The following is a 20,388-nucleotide window of genomic DNA, read 5'->3' on the forward strand; positions in this document are numbered from 1 at the left end:
TATATATTTTTAATAAAATCAGATGGAAGAAAAATTAAATAAAAGTACTTTTAAGTGGGAGAGGAAATTACATGAGAAAGAAATTGAACATACTTTTTATCATAAGTTTAATTTTTGGTTTAACACCATCGTTGGCATCTGCCAGTACAGATTCAGTTCCTGGTTACTTTACGGAACCTGCTCAAAATGTAACTGCTTATACAGCAAGCCAATATATTACACCAGGTGTAAAAAGGTATACAGCTTCTAATAAACTTCCAACTGATGGTATTGTTGCAATGAAAAAATCCACAATTGATGCTAGGGTTCCATTTGGATCACAGGTTGTTACACCACAATTAATAACAAATTATAGTGGGTATACTACCGACACTTATTATTTACAAGATTCAGGGGTTGACCCTACTCTAACAACTTATGCTATAGATATTTGGTGGGGTTTTTGTCGTACTGATGCGTATTCAAGCGTTAATTTAGGTTGCTCTACGAGTGATGCTACTTATAAAAGTGCAAAACTTTGGGGAAAGCCACCAATGAATCTTAAATTTTATACCAATAGTAATTAGATTAGACATCTAAATTTTTTCGAAACAAACTCTTTTCCGTTATCAATTGGAAAGTTCAATTCCAGGATTTACAAACTACAAAAATTCTGATTCTTAGTTTCTTTATTACTATTTTCCTTGCCTTATATGTCCAACAATCGCAGAAATCGACTTTTTAATACGCTCATGTTCAGCTATCACTGCGATAGTTATATAAGCAGCAAAAAAAAGAATCTTCCTTGGAAGGTCCTTTTTTTATTGCCGATAAGCTTTTTTATGTAAACTAGATTTGAATATAATATACATCTAAAGTTTCTTTTAGTTCTCATAAATATTAAATATAACGGAATTACAATCTATCATAGTCATACTATGATTATTGCTATTAAACTAAGAGAAAAAAGACAACAAAATAAGAGTTTTAGTTATGAAACTCCTATTTTAAATAAATAATGTAATCAAATTTAAACATTTGATGGGTAGCGTCCTGAAAATACGGATTTACAACGTTTGATTAATATTCCTAATTGACTATTAAGCCTCAGACTTGAAAGATTTTTGTAGAAACAACAAAATTTATGTCTAATTTCCTACCTTGCTAAATTTACGAATTAATGTAACTATTTATATGTATTACCATTTTATGGAAAAAGGAGAGGTGTCAGGTGAAGAATGTTGTACTAAAAAAGAGAGTGCTAGTTTCATTAGTATCATTGAGCTTACTATTGGGCACAAAAAGTGCTTATGCTTCAACGTACTACACTGATGAATATGGTGATACAGTAAAAGAGACTGTTACATATGATAGTGATGGTATAGAATCAGTCGAGGTAGAAAAAGAGCTACAAGTAGTACCTCTAGGAGCTCCATTCTGGGTGGCATCATCAAAGGTAGCTCGAACATATGAATTCAATTTTACTATGACATTCAATGGCACAGGATCTTCTAAATCTTATACTAGTAAAAGTAAAAGTGGTTATAAATCTATTGATAAAGTTGGCGTATTTACTACCTTAACCATGGGATCAACGGTCTTGGCTCAAAAGAGTGTGTCGAATCAACATGCATCCACTGCTGTCGCAACTGCTTCAAAAGCAAATGTTATTGGAGATGGCACATTGAAAGATACGTCCAATCATACTTTTGAACATACTGGATACCAAAGCTGGTACCCTACAACCGTAGCTAAATCAGCCTGGTAAAAATTAGAAGCATAATATAGCTAGGCTATATTATGCTTCTAAAATTTTTAAGATAGGAGAAATTTATGAAAGTACATGCCTATGTAGCCGCCAATATATTTTTGTTAATCTTTTTATTTTTATTCTCAGGTTGCCAAAAGGAGCAGATTCAAATAAAACAACACGACGATGATTATAGGGGACATGAGCTTCCAGTGTCTAAGGGAGCAGAAGGTATCGGTCTATCCTTTTATAGCGAAAATAAAACTATTGAAAAAGAAAGAACTTTTACATTAAAAGAAGACTTTTTCAAAAAGACGCTAGTTTTAGAGAATAAAACCTCAGAAGATCTTGAATTTATCTTATTACTTTTTGATAATGGAAAACAGGTTCAATTTAAAATAGATGGGACATCAATGGATTCCTATATTTTTCATACGAAGTCAGGAAACATAACCCCTATTCATATTGAAAAAGGAATTGATGATGGTTTTCACTCCCTTAGTTACCTAATTATAAAGAACCCTAATAAGAAGTATGAAACAATAGAAGAAGCATTTAATGATTCACAAATTTATTCGGTAAGAGTAAATATTTTAAAAAACATTAGTAAAATTCCATCTAACAATACTCCAATTTTTCAGGCGAAAAATGAAGATTTTGAAGTTCAAGGGACAGTATCAGGTGTACTAATAGGAAAAAATAAGGAAAAATATAAACCAATTTTAAGTAAAAATTTAGGTGGTTTTGATTACCAATTAGTATTTGGAAATCAATGGGACAAAGAAGTTGATTTTTATGTAGTCACTCTTTTGAACTGGAAGCAAATCAAAATCGACTCTAAACACCTTTATGTTTATGATAAATTAAAATCAGGGGAAGAAAAATCAATCACTTCCTCAATCCAAAAAAATCAATTAAAAGAAGGCAGAAATGTTTTAGTTAGTTTATTCTTACCAAGTCCTTACAAAAATCTAAATAAGAATACACCTTTTGTTGATGCTGAGTTTATGTCAAGTAATAGGGTAATTATTGAATAGAATATTCAAAAAGAAACAAAATGGGATCTATGTATGTTATTAACCCTTATAGTAGACAGTGCAAACCTTTCTTTTGACTGTCTACTATAAGGGTTAATAACAACTGCAAGATCCTTTTAATTACCTATAATCGTACTTATGTAAACTACATCATTTTTTATAGTCTACCAATTGCTGGTAGGCTTTTTTTAATTAAAAATTCCTTTTTTTACAAAATTAACCCAATTTTACCTAATTAACTATGTTGTTTTTTGTCGTTTAAAACTCAAAAACACCCGAATTATCTATATATTGAGGGAATAAATAACCCGATTGATTACTATTTAAAACTTATAGATAATTTAATAAATGACATAATTTTCAAAAAATATATTTGGTAATAAAAAAGGAGGTGGATGTTTTAAGTATTTTTATATTATCTATATATTTAATAAGAAAGAGGGAATTTTAATGAAAAAGTTTATAGCCTTTTTGCTGGTGTTTGTTTTAAGTATAACTGTTTTTGTTAAACCAGGATTTGTGAAAGCTGATAGTGGTGATAACGAATTAATTCAAACACCAGGTTCTTATCAAGAATATTTAGAAGAGCAAATTCAGCAAAATATTTCTTCTGGTTATGAAGATCCTGATTTGACTGCAGCTTATAATCAATATATGAATTATACAGATGAGGAAAAAACAAACTTTATTAATTCATTAAATTATTTAAATCAACCTGAAGTAACTACAACCACTGTAAATGCAATAGATGAACTAGAAGCTCCAGGAGAAGTTGAATTGGGACAAGGTATTGAGCTTGTTAGAGAAGATTCATCAGTAGTTGCTCCTCCTGATTCACGTATTATAGGTGGTACTTATAAAACAGTTACATTCAAAATGACAATCTTTGGTTTATCTGTAAGTTCATTTTCTCTAACTTTGTATTACAATTATAAAAATGGTGATTATGTTACATCTACAAATGGAGCTTTGACAGCCCATAAAAATTTTAATCCAGCTGTAATAATTACTGATGGATCTGCTGTAGGTTGGGCTGATGGTGGTTATGGTTTTGCAAATGGGAATTTTCGTATTGCATCAGTAGCAACTTTGGGGTTTGTTTCATTTACAAAACGTATTGAAATGAAGAATGTTGATCCTAATGGATGTGACGCAAGGTTTTTTACACCATAAAAATTTAAACAAAGGAGATTAGTTCATGAATGGGTTTTATTTAGTTTATTTTATTATTTTAGTTTTCTATGTTGGTGTTTGGTTATTATTAAGAAAATTTTTACAAAACAAATCAACTTGGAAATTAATTTCCAGAGTAGTAATGGGATTATGTATACTTCAATTATTAGCCGGTTTTGTATTTATACAATATTTATAATTACACTATTCTAATAAAGCTACTATGAAACTACAAATATATTACATAATAAATAAAAATTAATCTCCATTGATAAACTTTTCTCTTTCAGTAGTATTCAGATTTTAAAAGCAGCACTAAAGAAGGTTCTTTAATTAAGGAACCTTCTTTTTATTGCCGATAAGGTCCATTATGTAAACTAAAAATGTATGTAATATACAATAGGATTTTTCTTCATTGAAATAGAATAGATATTATATATTGATAAGGGAGGATGAAGCAGATGAAAAAAATTCATTTACTATGGCTAGCCCTTATTATATTAATTGCTGTAGGGGGATTTATAGTTTATCAGAAAATCCAAGGTGATCCTCACGAAGGAATGAGTGTGATTCCAGAACAACGTAAAGACATTGGCCTTTACAAAAAATTAGAACTAAAAGATGGCCACTATGTCGTTAAAAGAAATCATTTGAAAGAAATTCATAATTTTTATTTAAAAGATCTCCAAAAATCCGGATGGGAGTTAGAATACGATGAAGTGTTTCAATCAGGTTTTATGTCCCGTTGGACCAAGCCAAATCAAGGAAAATTAAACATTTCTGGTGGATATAGTCACAATGATAACCAAACTGAGATTAGATTTGATTTATACTTTCCACCTGCAGCTACCACATGGTTTTCCATTATTCCAATTACAGTAGAAGTAATGAATGAAAACAAAATTACAGAGAAGCTTATAAAGAATAAAAACAAAATCAATCAATTAATTAATTTTATTAATGAGGATGCATACGATACCAAAGAAAAACCATTAGGAGAACTATTTCGATACTTAAAAATAGATGATGTAGAAATAAAAATATATTACAAGAAAAACGGTCCTATTTTTTTCGTTTCTGAAAAAGGAACAAAGATGATGAAGCCAGAGAAAGAAATAATTGATCTTTTACGCTAAAATAAAGAGGACTAGTTTAATTACACTAGTCCTTGTCTATTGTATATTCAAATATCATTTTACTGGATTAGTATAATCGTAATCAACATCTAATTTTCTAGTCCCTGTTCCATATGAATAGGTATTTGCCGCCAACAAAGTGTGCAAATTTAGCCTCTATTCGAATATCCATCGTTGCATATGTTCCAGTAGATTTCCAACTTATGACAGGTCTAAAAGCGTCGCCATTCATATCATCAGCAGCAGTCACTGGTTTACTTACAGTCCATTGTGCATAATCAGTATCAATATTTCCAGTTGCATCTACTTTTGGCTCACCGTTCATATTAAAACCAAAAGCAACTCCCCATGGATAAGCAATTTCAACATTGTATGGATTACTGCTGTCATCATGTGGATCCCATTCATCAAGTTCGTCCGGACTAAGTGGAAGAACATGACTTACTTTTAAATAGTACGGCCATGAATTATTAAATCCTTTTAATTGTACTTTGTGTCTTACATCAAAAAGATCAAAGGTTTTGTCGTGTTCAGAAAAAACTTGATCTAACGCCCAATCTTGCCAAGCCTCACCTATCTTTAAACTACCTGAATAAATTGATATTATATCAGTTTTAGGAATACTTTTCACTTGATCCGATGCATAAGCAACAGATTTATTCAAAAATGAAGTATTTTTTTCTCCTGTAACCTCGGTAGTCTGTATCGACTCTATTTGTGTTTGAATTGTATTATTTAAGCTATAAGCTATATAAAATATCACGTAAATACTTGGTTTCATTAGTTTGTTCTGGAATAGAAGGAGTACCTCTAAAAACACGTGTGGTTATTTCTGTATCAGGATCTGTTGTAAAAATGGCAGACGTAAATAAACGTTCTGGATTATTTGTATTCAATGTATACCCAATAATATCATGTATATCTTCATCTTCAAACGGCATACTATCAGGGTTTTCTTCAATTGTACCTCCTTTGTCTGTTAAATCCGGTGCGGCACCAAATTCTTCATCCCCAATTGTAATAAGTATCCCTGTGAACTCTGCATACTCTGCATATGTTAATCCGCCATAAAGATAAACTTTCTTACCTAATCTTAAGCAGTCAAAAAGTTGTTCCTGAATTATAGGATTATTTCTTACGTACTTTACATCAATTGCATAATCACTAGCCCCAAATAAATTCGGACTAGTTCGGATTGAAAGAAATCCTTGGTTTATTAAATCTCTTTCTTCAATAGTAGATTCATCATATGTTTCATTTTGAATGGTCTGTATAGATGAATTGAGATAAATTTCGGATTCAGGAGTAGGAGTATAGATTGATAGGTACGACCATAAAGTGAAGTAAGTTCTTCAGCTGAGGCATTCAAATTTCGTTTTGATAAGTTAATAGTAAAATAGATTTGAAAATTTTAATAAAATTAAATATTATTTATGAGTATAAAAGACAAGCAATCTTTTCAATCGCTGAAGCACTCAACATTGTTTGAGTGCTTTCTACTTTTGGATAAATGCAATTAAGTTAAGGTCTTTTGTAATTAAATGCAGAATATTTGAGCAATTATAATTAGTTTTTTGTAGAAAGAGGCTTGAATTCCCCCCAATCGGTTCAACTGAATATACAAGTTTTCTACTAGATATGCTTATGAGTACTCAAGAAGATGGGGAATTTTCTGAACTTGAAGCAAATCCTGATTATAACTTTATAAGAACTTACGCAAGTACATATTTAATAGAGTTAGATAATTCTGGAAATACTGGCGGAAATTTTCAGTTAGATCCAAGTATTACTAGTAAAACGATTAATGAGATTAGAAATGAAAACCAAGTAATGAACTACGAGTCAGAGACGAAAGAGCCAGCATCATCTCTTGTAACTCCTACAATTACTTATAGCAGAAGTGCAGCTATAAGTTATGCTGACTACTGGGCAAAAGGTAGTAATCCAGCTTACCGTGACTTTGGTGATACAGATTGCACAAATTTTGCGTCTCAAGTAGTCAAAGCTGGTGGTTACCCTATTGAAAGTAGAACATATTCTGGTGTAGATCCAAGTGCAGAATATTGGTATTATAAAGACTCAACACATTACTCAAATAGCTGGTCAACTGTTGTTGGTTTTTACAATTATTGGGTAGGTAGCCAAGGTCATTCAACACAAAAATATAGCTATGCATCAGGAGTAATGGGATATTCCCTGGCAGGTGATATTGTTCAATTGTATGACAAAGGTGGACGTGGTTGGTATCATACTATTGTAATTGCATATAATAGTAATGGTACAGTTACATACGATGTTCATTCAATTGATAGATTACGCTATTCACTATTCACCATTAGTGATGAAAATAATGACTATAGGGTAATTAAGTTTTAGTTAAAGATTTCCCACAAGTTCGGGTAGTAGGAAACCCTAATTAATTAAATTGGGAAAGTCGCTTTTAAAAAAATAAAAATTAAAATAGAGGTTCTGTTTATGAAAAATAAGAAACGTTTTCTCGCACTTTTTCTATTGCTAGTTGTAGGAATCTCAGTTTTAATCTATCAGCATCAAACGGATACTAATACAAATGCTGAAACGGTAAAGGAAAAAATAGGACAATCTGAAAAGTTGACTAAGAATGATATTAACACAGCATTTGATACCGTCGAGAAAGAATTCAAGAAGAATGAAGACAACAAAGGATGTACAATTACGGATCTACGTTATTCAGAGAAAGAAGCGATAGCGATTGGAACGACTGAAGATTATATGCATGATGAAAATGTTATTGTGGTCTTTGGTGCTATTAAAACAGGTCCTTCTGTTGTTGGAGGTTGGGAACCGAATAAAACAATGGATGATTTTAGTTGGACTCTGGTTAGAGATAATAAAAATGGAAAATGGAGAGTTAAAGATTCTGGATATGCATAAGAGGTAAAAATACATGTAGTCCAAAATATATTAAGGATTTAAGTCATTCTCGTTGAGAGTGACTTTTTTTATTTTTTCTTCGACAAAAAACCGACAAAAACTAGATGAAAGTGATGACAAAACTAGGGATATTTCAGTGGAAGTTTTGAATTGCCATAAAAAGTAAACTTTTCTTATCAGCTTAATTGAGTTGAGGGGAGAAGCATAAGCTCCTGTCTCAATTATGTAAATCGAATAATCGATGGTACTACGTACCTTAGTAGCTGGTCTGCGTATGAACAATTAGCTGAAGGTGTAGCCAATCCATTTCCTAAGATTCTTTTAATAATGCTGCTTTTTTTAATGCCAATTGATATGATCGTGTTTTACATAAAGTATGAATTTTATCAGTTAACACCTCTTCGCATACTTCCAGAACTTTTTCAGAGGTAGGGAATTCTTTTAATAGATTTAAAGAAACCTTAGAAAATATATCACCAAATACACGTCTATATTCAGGGAATACTTGATCTAACATAGTATGAAATTGTAGCTTTGCTTGAATATACAGACCAGTTACAGCCTCATGTTGTCTTGTTAAATGGCGTAGATTTAAAAGATTAATTCCTCGCTTTTTATAGGACTCTAATTCTTCTTTATAAAACATTTTGCACAAATTGTAGGCATCCATGGCATCAGTTTTTACTTTTCTTAAGCTTGTTTTTTTAGACTGATGAGACACTAAAGGGTTAATCATAATATACAAGTAATTGTATTTCTCTAAGAATTGAATGACAGGTGCTTGATAATGTCCTGTGGCTTCTAGAATGATAGTAGGTTTAACTAACGTCTTGTTTTCTAAATCCTTTAAAAATTGTAGAAAGAAATTTAAACCCTCGCTTGTGTGATAAATTTTGAAGCTTTTTCCGTAAGGAATACTCTTATTTAAAAAGGCTTGTACTTCACTTTCTCCTTTGGAAATATCCAACTACTGGATTCATTAACATCTCTCCTTCACTCTTTTTTACACCAGTAACCTCTAGCTCTTCTTATAGTTTCATAACTTCGCTTGTTATTCGGGATCAAGTCCCAACCAGCCTCAAACATGTACTCAGTCATATCAAATGGTGTATCCTAAACAAGTAAACCAATACAATCGACACAGTTCGCTAATGCCAACATAAATGACAACTCCTAAGTTGAAGGAGGCATAACATGAACTTTGAACAACTTTCATTTATTGATGAAATAGATGAGAAGAAGGTTAGAAAAGTAGTTATTAAATAGTTAAAACGATTTAAGGCATCAAGGGTTGCAATACAAAATAAAGATGAACAAATTGCTGAAGGTGTAGTGATTTTCCTAAGATCGTTGATAAAGAAAAGGAAAAGAGAATTAAAGTCAAGCAAAAGGAATATGCATTAGATGATATTGAACGTGAAATAATTGAAAAGAAATACTTGTCTCCAAATAGGTAAAAGATATTAATATTTTTCCAGAACTTGGATTAAACTAAGGACCAATTTTACGAATAAAAAAAGCAGGCTATTTTTTCTATTGCCGAAGCACTCAACATTGTTTGAGTGCTTATTAATTAGAAGAGATAGCACAAATAATCGGTCCATAGCATATTCAATAGTCAAAGTTAGTTTGGTATGAAAAAGTTAATTAAAATGAACAATATAACTATTGTAATAGAATAGATGTTTATTATTTCTTTTAGTATAGTTTTTTTATTAGTGGGTTTTACAAAATCGTTATATTCCTTTATGGAATTATCTTTCTTATTTTTATTAAAATTAGTGTTCCATAAGTAGATAATTAAAACTAAGAGTAAAGTGCAAAAAAGAATGGTAGTATAATTATTTATAAACTGAAAATATGATTCTGTTGAAGTTTTTTTTGGGATCAGTTGTAAACAATTATATAAAACATGCATGAATAAAGAGGAAATTAAAGATTTTGTTTTATGCACTACATAACAACATAGCATCCCAAATAAAAATGTATAAACAAGGGCTGTTATATCAAAATGTATTAATCCAAATATTAGCCCATTCCATATAATTGCCGTTCTTACCCCCATATGTTTAGTGTTCTCAAACAATACACCTCGATACCATACTTCTTCATATAATGGTGAAAGTAGTCCTACAAAAATTAAGGCATATACAAAAAAACCATACGAAAATGAGCCATTTTCAGGTGAAGTATGAATATTCAATATATTTTCAATTAATGTCACTGATTTGTATGCAAAGGGTTGAAATAAAATTACAAATATTGCCAAGTAGAAATATTGATAATAAGGAATTTTACTCCAACTTAAATCCTTTCTCCAATCAATTTTATATTTTTTAAATAAATAAAGAGTAGGGAGAATTAAAAGAAGTGATTGAGTAAACAACATTATTCCATTATTTATATTTATATTTACCATTGCTAATAACATAAACACTAGTATTTGGCTTAATTCAATGGCTAAATACATTAATAGCAAAAATTTCAAAGTTAGATTAGCATTAATGATTTTCAATTTAAGACCTCCAAAGGAAAAAGTAGAAAGAAAAGAACTAAAAATATACTAGTTATTTTTATATACGGAAAAAAGTAAAAGTACATGCTAGATGTACTTTTACTTTTTAATTAATGCAGTGTTTTACTATCCTCATTAGAATTAATTTTGTTAAGTATTTCAATAGTGATTCCAAACATAAGAGCTACAAAGATTGATGAAACCATTGAGTTATGCATATATTTCTCTGTGTAATGAACAATTACATCACTCTTAAATATTAAAAATGAGAGGACAATAATAAAGATTAACTTTTTCATGCTATTTTATTTTAATAGTATAAGTAATCTGAAGAATCGTTAAACAAAAGATGAGAAATATGAACCTTTTTGACTGTTGATCTTGAAGAATCTGTGTAAGTAGTAGTATACCAGTTATATACATATCTATTATAGTAACTACTCCAAGAGCGAACTATGTATGTTTTTGTATATTCTGGTGCTGTTTGAGTATTGATGTAATTTGTAGCAGCTGCAATTAAATAAGCTCTGTATGTTATAGCAGATGCTCTAGTTAGTTTTCCAGCAGCGTCAGTAACAGCTATAACAGCTGAGGTTAATGCAGCATTGAGTACATCCTTGGCTACATTACTAAAAGTATTGTTGTAAGTAGCGATTATTGTTCCTCCGCCTTCTACCGGGATAGATGTAGTTTCTACTTGATCAGTTACACCAGTATCAGGGATTGACTGAATCGTGTTCATAAAGGCTTGAGTTGATGCAGTGTTTTCTTCAATGACTTCTGGCTCTATTGAAGGAGGTACAGGTTGATCTGCAACTGAACCCAATACAGTCTCAGTTATGATTCCATTGATATTCTGTCTATATATCCAATACTCTTCTGGTCCTACTGTTCTAGTAACAACCCCTACTGTATTTTCTTCTGTACTTTTATTTAATACATAATTACCACTTAGTGACGAATCGTTTAAAGGTTTTGTTTCTGCTTGAGCCACAGTTCCATTGATACCTGTTCCTGCTATAGTTGCTGCTAATGCAATTGAACAAATTTTCTTTTTCATTAAGTTTTCCTCCTAATATTACAGTTCGATATCGTTACCTGTTTCCATTTTTTGGTAATTTTAAATGCGCATAACTAATTCTAGAATTTTCAAACTATTTATGTCAAAGTAATTTTTTCTGAGCCTAAAGTTAAAGAGGGTAAAGTGATATTATTTTCTAGATAATTGGGTAATATTGAGCTACTTTTATGGTTATTTTTGTAGATTGTTGTCGAATGTGAACCAAAACGTTATTAAATCAGTATTAAAATAACCCAATATAATTATTAGTATAATATTAAGAATTTATAAAAAATAAAGAATGAAAGAATTTGCATTTTACTAATATTTTTTAACTTGGAATATATATTTATAATTTTTTCGAAAATATACTGACATAATTTAGATAAAATGGAGATATTTCAGGGGAAGTTTTGATTTACCATAAAAAGTAAACTTTTCTTATCAGCTAATTTAGTTGATGGGAGAAGAATGAGCTCCTGTATCAATTATGTAACTCGATTAATCGATGGTACTGAATAAGTACCTTAGCAGCTGGTCAATCGGTCAAGGGGTAAAAAATTTTTTTTAAGAGTGCTATCGCAACGTAAAAAACTTTTTGTGCGAAGAACTCCCTTGACCATTTGCCTATGTGTAGTTTTCGTTCTACTTGCAAAAGGGAAAAATCCCCTCCTTTTGGGGAACCTATTCGCTTCGTGAATCAAAAGAAAAAAATACTAAGTGAAGAGGAGTTTTGAAACATGGAATTAACATCAATCTTTGAAGTTGTAAGTATCAAACAAGAAATTAGAGAAGTATCAGCACCGTTTGTAAATTATAGTATTAAATGCCCAGAAGATGCACAAAATTTAGCAGCTTCCTTTATCTCAAATGAGGATAGAGATGTGTTTCTTGCCTTATGCTAAAGGCAAAAATATAGAACATACTGTTGAAATTTCTGAGATTAATGAAAATGAAGTTTCAAAGATTCATAGTTTAGTCAGCTATGTTTGGAAAGATTGAGGGGAAAAACGTATTGTTTAGTTATGATGGTAAGAACATGCATCGGAAATATATTTAAACCGCCTTTTAGGCGGTTTTTATAAAGGGCTAAGTTCTAGGAGGATTCAATATGGGACGTAGAAAATCGAGAAAAAAATCTTCAAGTCTACCATATATCGAAGGAATCTTATTAGTAGGTCTTCTCTCATACGTTCGAAAAGGTCCAACAAACTTTCGCAAATTTTAATGGATACCAGTGGCTTCTTGTTATCGTTTTTTATTTTGTACGTTGATTGTTATTAGCCAAATTCGGTCAATCATGAACCATAACAAATTGGTAACTAAAAAAGAAGAAAGAAACGATTTTTTCCTGAAAACTTAAAAGTAAACTTAAAATGATCCTTTTTTAAGAGAGGGTCATTTTTTTTGATTGGAAAGAAAATATTCTAATCTGTCTCCTTTTACGATACAAAAAACATAGTATAGTCATAATGAACGAAACGGCTCCATTTTACTTATCGTAGGTTGCACTTGGCAAGAATGGTAGTAATCAAAAAGCCTACCCAAAATAAATGTAGAGCTACAAGACTTATATTATTTACAAAGTCGTTATTATAACGCTGACTGGGGAAGATTAATTAGTGCTGATGATATTGTGGGGAAAACAGGTGAATTACTTTCTCATAATATTTTTGCTTATGCTCGAAACAATCCAGTAAACCATGTTGATTCAAATGGCAAATGGGTTGTTGATGCTGCTTTTTTAGCTTGGGACATAGCTAAATATATAAAGCATCAACAGTTGCATTAGCAGGTATGTTGTTATTCGATATTGCATCATTTGGCGATCCCACAGGAACAATCTCATCAGTTGCTCATGCACTAAATGGTTCAACTGGAATAAGGTTATAAGAAATGATCATTTTTATTAATACTGGGTTAAAAATTAGTTTTAATTGTTAATCCGGTGTTTTTATTACTGTTTGAGAAAATATCCAATAATTAGAATTTATATAGTTAATTATCAGAAAATTTTAAATTGTTATTAAAATTATATATTGTAAAATTAAAGAGTTGCTTTACTCATAAAGTAGCGAATACATAAAAATAAATACATAGGAGGAGAAGATGAGATTAAGACAACTAAGTAACGACCTTAAAAGACTTTTAAGTGCCTCTTTAATTTCAACTCTGATTATTAGTTCAATACCTTTTAATCAGATAATTGGGCATGCATCAACTTCAGAACTTACTGAAGCTGAAAAAGCGCAACAAATGAATTCGGAGTTTCAGAAACAAATTGCTACTAAGATTGCGATTCCACCGTCTAATGAAGCAAAAGGCACTAAAGAATTAACCGACAAAAGGACTGAATTTACTAAATCTTTCTCATTAGGGAATGGTAATTATAGTAAACAAGTCTACAGTGAACCAATTTTCAACGAGTCAGATTCAAATAAGCTGCAACCGGTTTCTACAAGACTAGTTGATAGTACCACTAGTGATGAAGATGCAAAACCAGTGAATACCGATTTAGATGTAACTTTTAAAGACTCTGTAGAAAAAGGATTGTATTCAACATTTTTAATAGATAATCACCAAATTGATTATTCTTTATTGGGTGCTGAGGGGGAAGCTAATACTTTAGAACCGCATGAAGGTATAAAACCTAATGTAGTTGAAAATCGAATTACATATGAAAATATCATTGATGATGTTGATATTAGAAACATTGTTTTTAATAAATCAGTTAAAGAGGATATTATTCTATCAAAATATAATGGAGTTAATAAATTTAATTTCTTTATTAAAACTGATTTGAATGCAAAGATTGATGATAATAAAAAAGTTATTTTCTCTGATGAAAATAATAATGAATTATTTTATATTCCGGCACCTCATATGAGTGACTCAAATTTAAACGAGGAATCAGGTGAACCCGCTACCTCATATGGTGTTAGTTATGAATTAAAAAAAGTTGATGACGGATATAATTTATCATTGGTTGCAGATGATAAATGGTTAAAGGATGATTCTCGCAAATATCCTGTTTATATTGATCCGACAGTTTATAAGCAAAGTAATTATACATTTACTGATAGTTTTACTTCAGATGCATATAAAACTACAAATTATGATAATTTTTGGGATTCTACTTATGGATTTTACGCTTTAAAATCTGGGTACTATGATGCATCTTCAGGAACAAATTATTCGTTTATTAAACCTTCAATATCTGGTTTATCAGGTGCAAACATTAGTAGTGCTACGTTTGATATATATACTGGACATTCAGCATCTTCTTCGGCTACTACTGTATGGCTAGATAAAGTGACAAGTGCAGATTGGAGTGCTAGTACAATAACTTGGAATAATCAACCTAGTTCTACGAATATAGCAACCGACAGTGTTGCTAAGGGGGATACTGCAAGTTTTAATGTAACAAATACAGTTAAAGGCTGGGTAAATGGCTCAATACCAAATTATGGATTTAAGGTACATGAAAATGGACAAGGAAGTACTTACTGGAAGAAGTTTTATTCAGAAGAAAATAGTACAAATCAACCTAAATTAACAATTAATTATAGTTATCCTACTCCTAGTCAACCAACGATAAAAACATATTCACATAACGATGGAACTGATACAAATTATATGGACTTATCTTGGACTGCTGTTCCTGGAGCAAAAGGATATAAAGTTTGGTTTTATAATGGAGCGACATACCAGTCAATTGATGTGAAAAATGTTACGTCTTGGAGTACAAATGGTCAAAAAATTTGGCCAACACCAAGTGAAATTAGTAACGGTATAGTAAATCTTCATACAGATAAAACCGGTGCAGAATTACCAAGAGATCCATCTGCAACATATACAGCTGCAAAAAGTGTAACTAATGCAGATACATTAAATTATTTTGTGAGCATTAGTGCATATTTTGATGGAGGAGAATCAGATTGTTCAACAAATTTAACTCCAATTCTTCCAATAGAAAAGCCAACTGGTATTGTTGATACTACTCCGACAGATCCAGATAGTGGTTATGTAAAATTTAATTGGAGACAAGATCCAAAAGCAAAAGGATACTTTATTTGGGCGTTTAATGGTAAAGGGTACGAGGGAATCGATGTTGGTAATGCTTTATCATGGAGTAGTCAAAACATGAAGATTTGGCCAACAGAACAAGAAATAGCATCTGGTAGGTATTTACTTCATTTAAATGATAACAAAGGAGTAGAGTTACCAAGAGATCCTTCGCCGGTTTATCGTAACGCTGGCTCAACTATGTATGCAAATAGTCCATACTTTTGGTTTAGAGTAACAGCGTATTATGACGATGACCACAGTATAATGAGTGATATATCAGATGTTTTTAAGGTTTCAATGCCTTCACAAGCTACGAATCTTCAATTAGGTACTAAAGAGTATTGGTCAATGGGAGAAATACCAGGTGGACAGGTCAATTTATCAAATGGAAACTTTGTAATTAGTAATACTGATTATTCTCTGCAAACAAGAAGTGAGAGCTTGGGGACAACCAGAACTTATAACAGTCAATCAAACAAAGAAGGTATATTCGGGTATGGTTGGACTTCTTCGTATGAACAGGCAATAACCGTTGATACAAATGGGGATTTAATTTTGACTGACGATGTTGGTACACAACTTCGATATAGTAAAATAAAAGTTGCAGGTAAGGATTTGTATCAAGCACCTGTTGGAGAATTTGATGACCTAGAACTACAAAATAATGGGACATATACACTTAAAGATCCATCTGGATCATTAAGGACGTTTAATACAACTGGTAAATTAATTGAAATTAACGATAGTGAGAAGCATATTGATATTACACTAGACCAAACAGGTGGTCATTTAAATTCCGTTTCATTAAATGGAACTAAAAAAATACAGTATGCTTATAATTCGAATGGTAAGGTAGATACAATCACATATTTAACTGGAAGCTCTTCAATAATATGGACTTATTCATATACGAATAACTTACTAAACTCAGTAAAAGATTCGCTTGGAAATGTAACAAAATATAATTATACAAACAATTTAATATCTGAAATAAGAGAACCAAATGATACAGCTGCAAAGCCTTATGTAACGAAATATACGTACGTAAATGGCAAAATTTCAAACGTCACAAACGCGTTTAATAAGGTAATCAATATTTCTTATGATCCTTCAAATCTAAAGGCTAGCATATCAGATTATAAAGGAGTCCCTACAGACTATTATTATGATTCATATACGAGCCCATCTAAAGTAACGATTGATCCGAATGGGGTAAATATTACTACAAAATCTGTATATCAACAAAATAAATTAGTAGAAACAACCGATCCAAATTCAGTAGATACTAATACCTCATATGACGATAATGGAAATGTAACCCGTGAAACAAACGAAGTTAATACTAGTACTAATGAAGAAAGTTGCTATCAATATGATGAGGATAACAATTTAACGAAACTAACGGATACATTTAAAGATGCTAGTGACTCGTCTATATGTCCAGATTTAAATAATTCTACAATTTATCAAAAGAAAAACCAAAAAGTATTTCGATATACACAAGAGGATGATCAAAATGTATCGTCTGTAAACCCGGATACATCGAGTTCAGCTAATGTTTATGATACTGCGACTGGAAATTTAATTAGCGCTTCATCTGAGATTTCAGTTTCAAACAATTTATTAAGTAATCCAGGTATGGAACATACAACTTTAGATGGTTGGGGCTTTGCAAATAATAATAGCACTGGTACACATACACTTGATACAAATCAATTTCATAGTGGAAAACAATCCGAGAGAATTGATATTAGTTCCGCAAATGCAACTTTTGGTTATCATGCTTTAACACAGTCAATTATTGTTAAACCTGATACAACTTATACATTTAGTGCTTATATCAAATCAAATGACATTAAAAATTCAAGAGCATTTTTAAATATAGGAGAGACAAATACAGAAGACTCTACAGTACTCTGGTACAACAATAAATATTATCCAGTAAAGGGAACAGCTGATTGGTCAAGAAGAGAAATATCATTTACAACAGGCCCAAACGCTAAAAACGTCGTATTATATTTAGAAATGGATCATACAAGTGATTCAGCAAGTGGAACTGCATGGTTTGATGATGTTCAATTTGAAGAAAATGAAACACTTTCAGCTTATAATCCTGTTGAAAATAGCAATTTTGAAAAGGGTGCATCAAGTTGGACAGCTACAAATGCTACCGATGCATTATTTGACACTGATGTATACTTTGAAGGGTTACAATCTCTAAAAATTACTAAAAAGACGGGGAATTTAACAACAACATCATATAGCCAAACAATTCCAGTCTACCAAACAAAAGCAAAACCACTAACAATTTCTGGGATGAGTAAGAGTAATATTACGAATGAAGGAACAGGCTCAACTGTTTACGGATTATATTATGATGTTACTTATACGGATAATACAATAAGCAATGGTATAGTTTCTTTTGCGAAAGGAACTCATGATTGGCAAAGGAATGCATCGACTTTAAATGATAATCCAAGTACTGCAAAACCAATTAAAATTATTACATTAAAGGCACAATTAGGTGGGAAAGTTGGAAGTGTTTGGTTTGATAATCTTCGAATTCAAGATGGAAGCGTCTGGACAAAAAATGATTATGATAGTTCAAAAACATTTGTAACTGGAACGACGAATCCATTAGGAATAAAAACATCTTCTACTTATGATGCTAATGGAAATGTATTATCATCGACAGACGGCGAAGGATACACAAATAATTTTAAATATAACGATAATAATCAATTAACAAGTTCATCTTTACCAAGTGGTACAAAGGCTGTTTATCAGTATAATAATAACGGAAATGTCATTGAAAAGAAATTAACAAATGAAGATGGCACAACAGTTTATAATAAAACTACTTATGTTTATAATGAATTAAATCAGTTGGTATCTGTATTAGATCCTTTAAATAATGAAACAAAGTCAACATATGATGAAAATGGAAATCTTGATACTGTGACGGCACCAAATGGAGATAAAATTACGAATTCATACGATAGTACTAACAAACAAACGGAACTGAAAGTGAATGATGTTAGTTGGTACAAATATGGGTTAGATAAAAATGGTAATAAAACTAGCATCCAAGATGTTCAAGCAAGCCAGACAAAAAGTTTTACGTATGACCTTGCGAATCGAATGACTAGTCAATCGGTGAATGGAATAAAAACTAGTTGGACTTACGATAATGATCAATTAAGTAATCGTAAAATTGATGATGGAAAAAATAATGAAAACAATGGAGTAAGTTACACTTACGATTCGGGTGGACGTAATACTTTAATCACTGATAATGAATTAAAAGAATTTCATCTAAGTTATAATGATTCTGGTACTCTTCACACGTTTGTATCTGCAAACTCAGTAGGAGCATCGATGGAATATGATGACTTAGATCGAATGACGCAATTAGTAATCGCCGATAATAATGGAACGAAGATTGCCGGATATAAATACGATTACGATCAGCGTAATAACATTAAAACAATCACAAATGATAATGGTAACATAACAAGTTTTCAATATGATCAAGATAATCAATTAACAGATGAAACGATTCCAACGACTGGTCAAGCTGTTCATTACGACTATGACAAAGTAGGTAATCGTATTAAAAAAAGCGTCTCTGGTTCTACAAACCAAACAATTAATTACGAATATAATGCAGCAAATCAATTAACAAAAGTTGATGGGCAGTATTATATGTATGATAAAAATGGTAATTTAACAAATGATGGTCAATTTATCTATGTCTGGGATGCTTTAGGTAACCTAATTACTGTAAAAAAAGCATCAGATTCGTCGGACGTTGCAAATTATAAATATGACGATCAAAATCGACGTATTTATAAAAACCTAGATGGTAAGATTACGAAATTTGTTTATGATAGAAATAGTATTCAACCAATCTATGAAACTGATGAAAGTGGAAATATAACGTTTAAATATATTTATAATGCGAATGGACAATTAATCGCAAGATATAATGTAACTGATCCTAATAATCCTAAAAAGTACTATTACCAATTAAATAAGCATGGTGATGTAATTGCAGTTACTGATAATAATGGATCTGTTGTGGCATCGTATGAATACGATGCTTGGGGGAATGTTGTACAGAAATCTGGAGCATACGCTGATGAAAATCCAATTCGATATGCAGGATACTATTTTGATAATGAAACTGGATTATATTATTTAATAGCTAGATATTATAATTCATTAAATGGGAATTTTCTTTCTATAGATCCAATTTCAGGTGATATAGACGATGTATTAGGACAACATGAGTATATTTATGTAAGTAATAATCCTGTAACCTATGTTGATCCAAATGGTAATGTTAGGAAGCTACCTGAAGAAGAGGAATATGGTGGAGAAATACCATTAGAAGGTCCTGTAAATTTTAAAAATACTAGTGAAGAAACCTCTTCTAATGAGGGAATAGCTAAACCCCTTAAATTTTCTAAAAGTGTATATAAAAATATGCGAACTTTAAGAAAATGGGCAAAAAGTAAAGGGTGGATTAGAAAGTACACTGATGGTGGTGTAGAAATGTGGGGTGTTAAGAAACATGGTGAATTTAAGTGGAGGCTTAAGTTAAAACCAGAAGCAAGTAATAGACCAGGTTTACAAGAAGGTAGTAATAAGCCAAGGTTTGACGCTCGTCTAAAAGAAGGGGTTTATGTAAATCCTTTTACAGGGCATGTAGGTGGAAAATCTGTCGGAACCCATTTACCATTGTGAGGTATTTA

At 31.3% G+C, this 20,388-nt stretch carries 15 protein-coding genes and 1 pseudogene; 12 read left to right on the top strand and 4 right to left on the bottom strand.

What is annotated here, in order from left to right; all coding sequences use genetic code 11:
- Positions 1-71: 71 nt before the first annotated feature.
- The 6 genes from ACFVR2_RS22875 (at position 72) to ACFVR2_RS22900 (ending at position 5,075) form a co-directional block, all read left to right on the top strand.
- The gene (locus ACFVR2_RS22875; RefSeq protein ID WP_387367240.1) at positions 72-566 is read left to right on the top strand and encodes a hypothetical protein; all 495 of its coding nucleotides are present in this window, start codon (positions 72-74) and stop codon (positions 564-566) included.
- 644 nt (positions 567-1,210) lie between these two features.
- A complete protein-coding gene (locus ACFVR2_RS22880; RefSeq protein ID WP_387367243.1) occupies positions 1,211-1,747 on the top strand; it encodes a hypothetical protein in 537 nt (178 codons plus the stop codon).
- 65 nt (positions 1,748-1,812) lie between these two features.
- Positions 1,813-2,766, top strand: a complete 954-nt coding sequence (locus ACFVR2_RS22885; protein ID WP_387367246.1) for a hypothetical protein — start codon at positions 1,813-1,815, stop codon at positions 2,764-2,766.
- Between the two features lie 450 nt (positions 2,767-3,216).
- On the top strand, positions 3,217-3,939 hold the full coding sequence (locus tag ACFVR2_RS22890) for a hypothetical protein (RefSeq protein WP_387367249.1): 723 nt from the start codon (positions 3,217-3,219) through the stop codon (positions 3,937-3,939).
- 25 nt (positions 3,940-3,964) lie between these two features.
- Complete coding sequence (locus tag ACFVR2_RS22895) at positions 3,965-4,138, top strand: hypothetical protein (protein WP_387367252.1); 174 nt, start codon at positions 3,965-3,967, stop codon at positions 4,136-4,138.
- A 262-nt stretch (positions 4,139-4,400) separates the two neighbouring features.
- Entirely contained in the window at positions 4,401-5,075 is a 675-nt protein-coding gene (locus tag ACFVR2_RS22900; RefSeq protein ID WP_387367255.1) for a hypothetical protein, read from the top strand.
- 97 nt (positions 5,076-5,172) lie between these two features.
- On the opposite strand, the gene ACFVR2_RS22905 is transcribed toward ACFVR2_RS22900, so the two are convergent.
- Entirely contained in the window at positions 5,173-5,856 is a 684-nt protein-coding gene (locus ACFVR2_RS22905) for a hypothetical protein (RefSeq protein WP_387367258.1), read from the bottom strand.
- Positions 5,857-5,930: 74 nt separating this feature from the next.
- Here ACFVR2_RS22905 and ACFVR2_RS22910 point away from each other — a divergent pair, with 74 nt between their 5' ends.
- From ACFVR2_RS22910 to ACFVR2_RS22920, 3 genes are all read left to right on the top strand, one after another.
- Positions 5,931-6,146 (top strand): hypothetical protein, encoded by a 216-nt coding sequence (locus tag ACFVR2_RS22910; RefSeq protein WP_387367261.1) that lies wholly within the window; start codon positions 5,931-5,933, stop codon positions 6,144-6,146.
- 573 nt (positions 6,147-6,719) lie between these two features.
- Positions 6,720-7,451 carry an amidase domain-containing protein gene (locus tag ACFVR2_RS22915; protein WP_387367264.1) on the top strand — a complete coding sequence of 244 codons (732 nt, stop codon included), beginning with the start codon at positions 6,720-6,722 and terminating at the stop codon, positions 7,449-7,451.
- 99 nt (positions 7,452-7,550) lie between these two features.
- A complete protein-coding gene (locus ACFVR2_RS22920; protein ID WP_387367267.1) occupies positions 7,551-7,988 on the top strand; it encodes a hypothetical protein in 438 nt (145 codons plus the stop codon).
- 313 nt (positions 7,989-8,301) lie between these two features.
- On the opposite strand, the pseudogene ACFVR2_RS22925 reads toward ACFVR2_RS22920, so the two are convergent.
- The 3 genes and pseudogenes from ACFVR2_RS22925 to ACFVR2_RS22935 all read right to left on the bottom strand — a co-directional run.
- Positions 8,302-8,955: pseudogene (locus tag ACFVR2_RS22925) on the bottom strand (IS110 family transposase); the annotation flags it as partial.
- Positions 8,956-9,612: 657 nt separating this feature from the next.
- Positions 9,613-10,503: a CPBP family intramembrane glutamic endopeptidase gene (locus tag ACFVR2_RS22930; RefSeq protein ID WP_387367270.1), complete on the bottom strand. Its 891-nt coding sequence runs from the start codon at positions 10,501-10,503 to the stop codon at positions 9,613-9,615.
- A 310-nt stretch (positions 10,504-10,813) separates the two neighbouring features.
- Positions 10,814-11,563: a hypothetical protein gene (locus ACFVR2_RS22935; protein ID WP_387367273.1), complete on the bottom strand. Its 750-nt coding sequence runs from the start codon at positions 11,561-11,563 to the stop codon at positions 10,814-10,816.
- A gap of 740 nt (positions 11,564-12,303) precedes the next feature.
- On the opposite strand from ACFVR2_RS22935, the gene ACFVR2_RS22940 reads away from it, so the two are divergent.
- The 3 genes from ACFVR2_RS22940 to ACFVR2_RS22950 all read left to right on the top strand — a co-directional run bounded on the left by ACFVR2_RS22940 (position 12,304) and on the right by ACFVR2_RS22950 (position 20,380).
- Entirely contained in the window at positions 12,304-12,468 is a 165-nt protein-coding gene (locus tag ACFVR2_RS22940) for a hypothetical protein (protein ID WP_387367276.1), read from the top strand.
- Between the two features lie 644 nt (positions 12,469-13,112).
- Positions 13,113-13,355 (top strand): RHS repeat-associated core domain-containing protein, encoded by a 243-nt coding sequence (locus tag ACFVR2_RS22945; RefSeq protein WP_387367407.1) that lies wholly within the window; start codon positions 13,113-13,115, stop codon positions 13,353-13,355.
- Positions 13,356-13,672: 317 nt separating this feature from the next.
- Positions 13,673-20,380 (top strand): DNRLRE domain-containing protein, encoded by a 6,708-nt coding sequence (locus tag ACFVR2_RS22950; protein WP_387367279.1) that lies wholly within the window; start codon positions 13,673-13,675, stop codon positions 20,378-20,380.
- Positions 20,381-20,388 lie beyond the last annotated feature (8 nt).

It is taken from the genome of Gottfriedia sp. NPDC057991, from assembly GCF_042886615.1.
In the GTDB taxonomy this organism is placed as follows: domain Bacteria; phylum Bacillota; class Bacilli; order Bacillales; family Bacillaceae_G; genus Gottfriedia.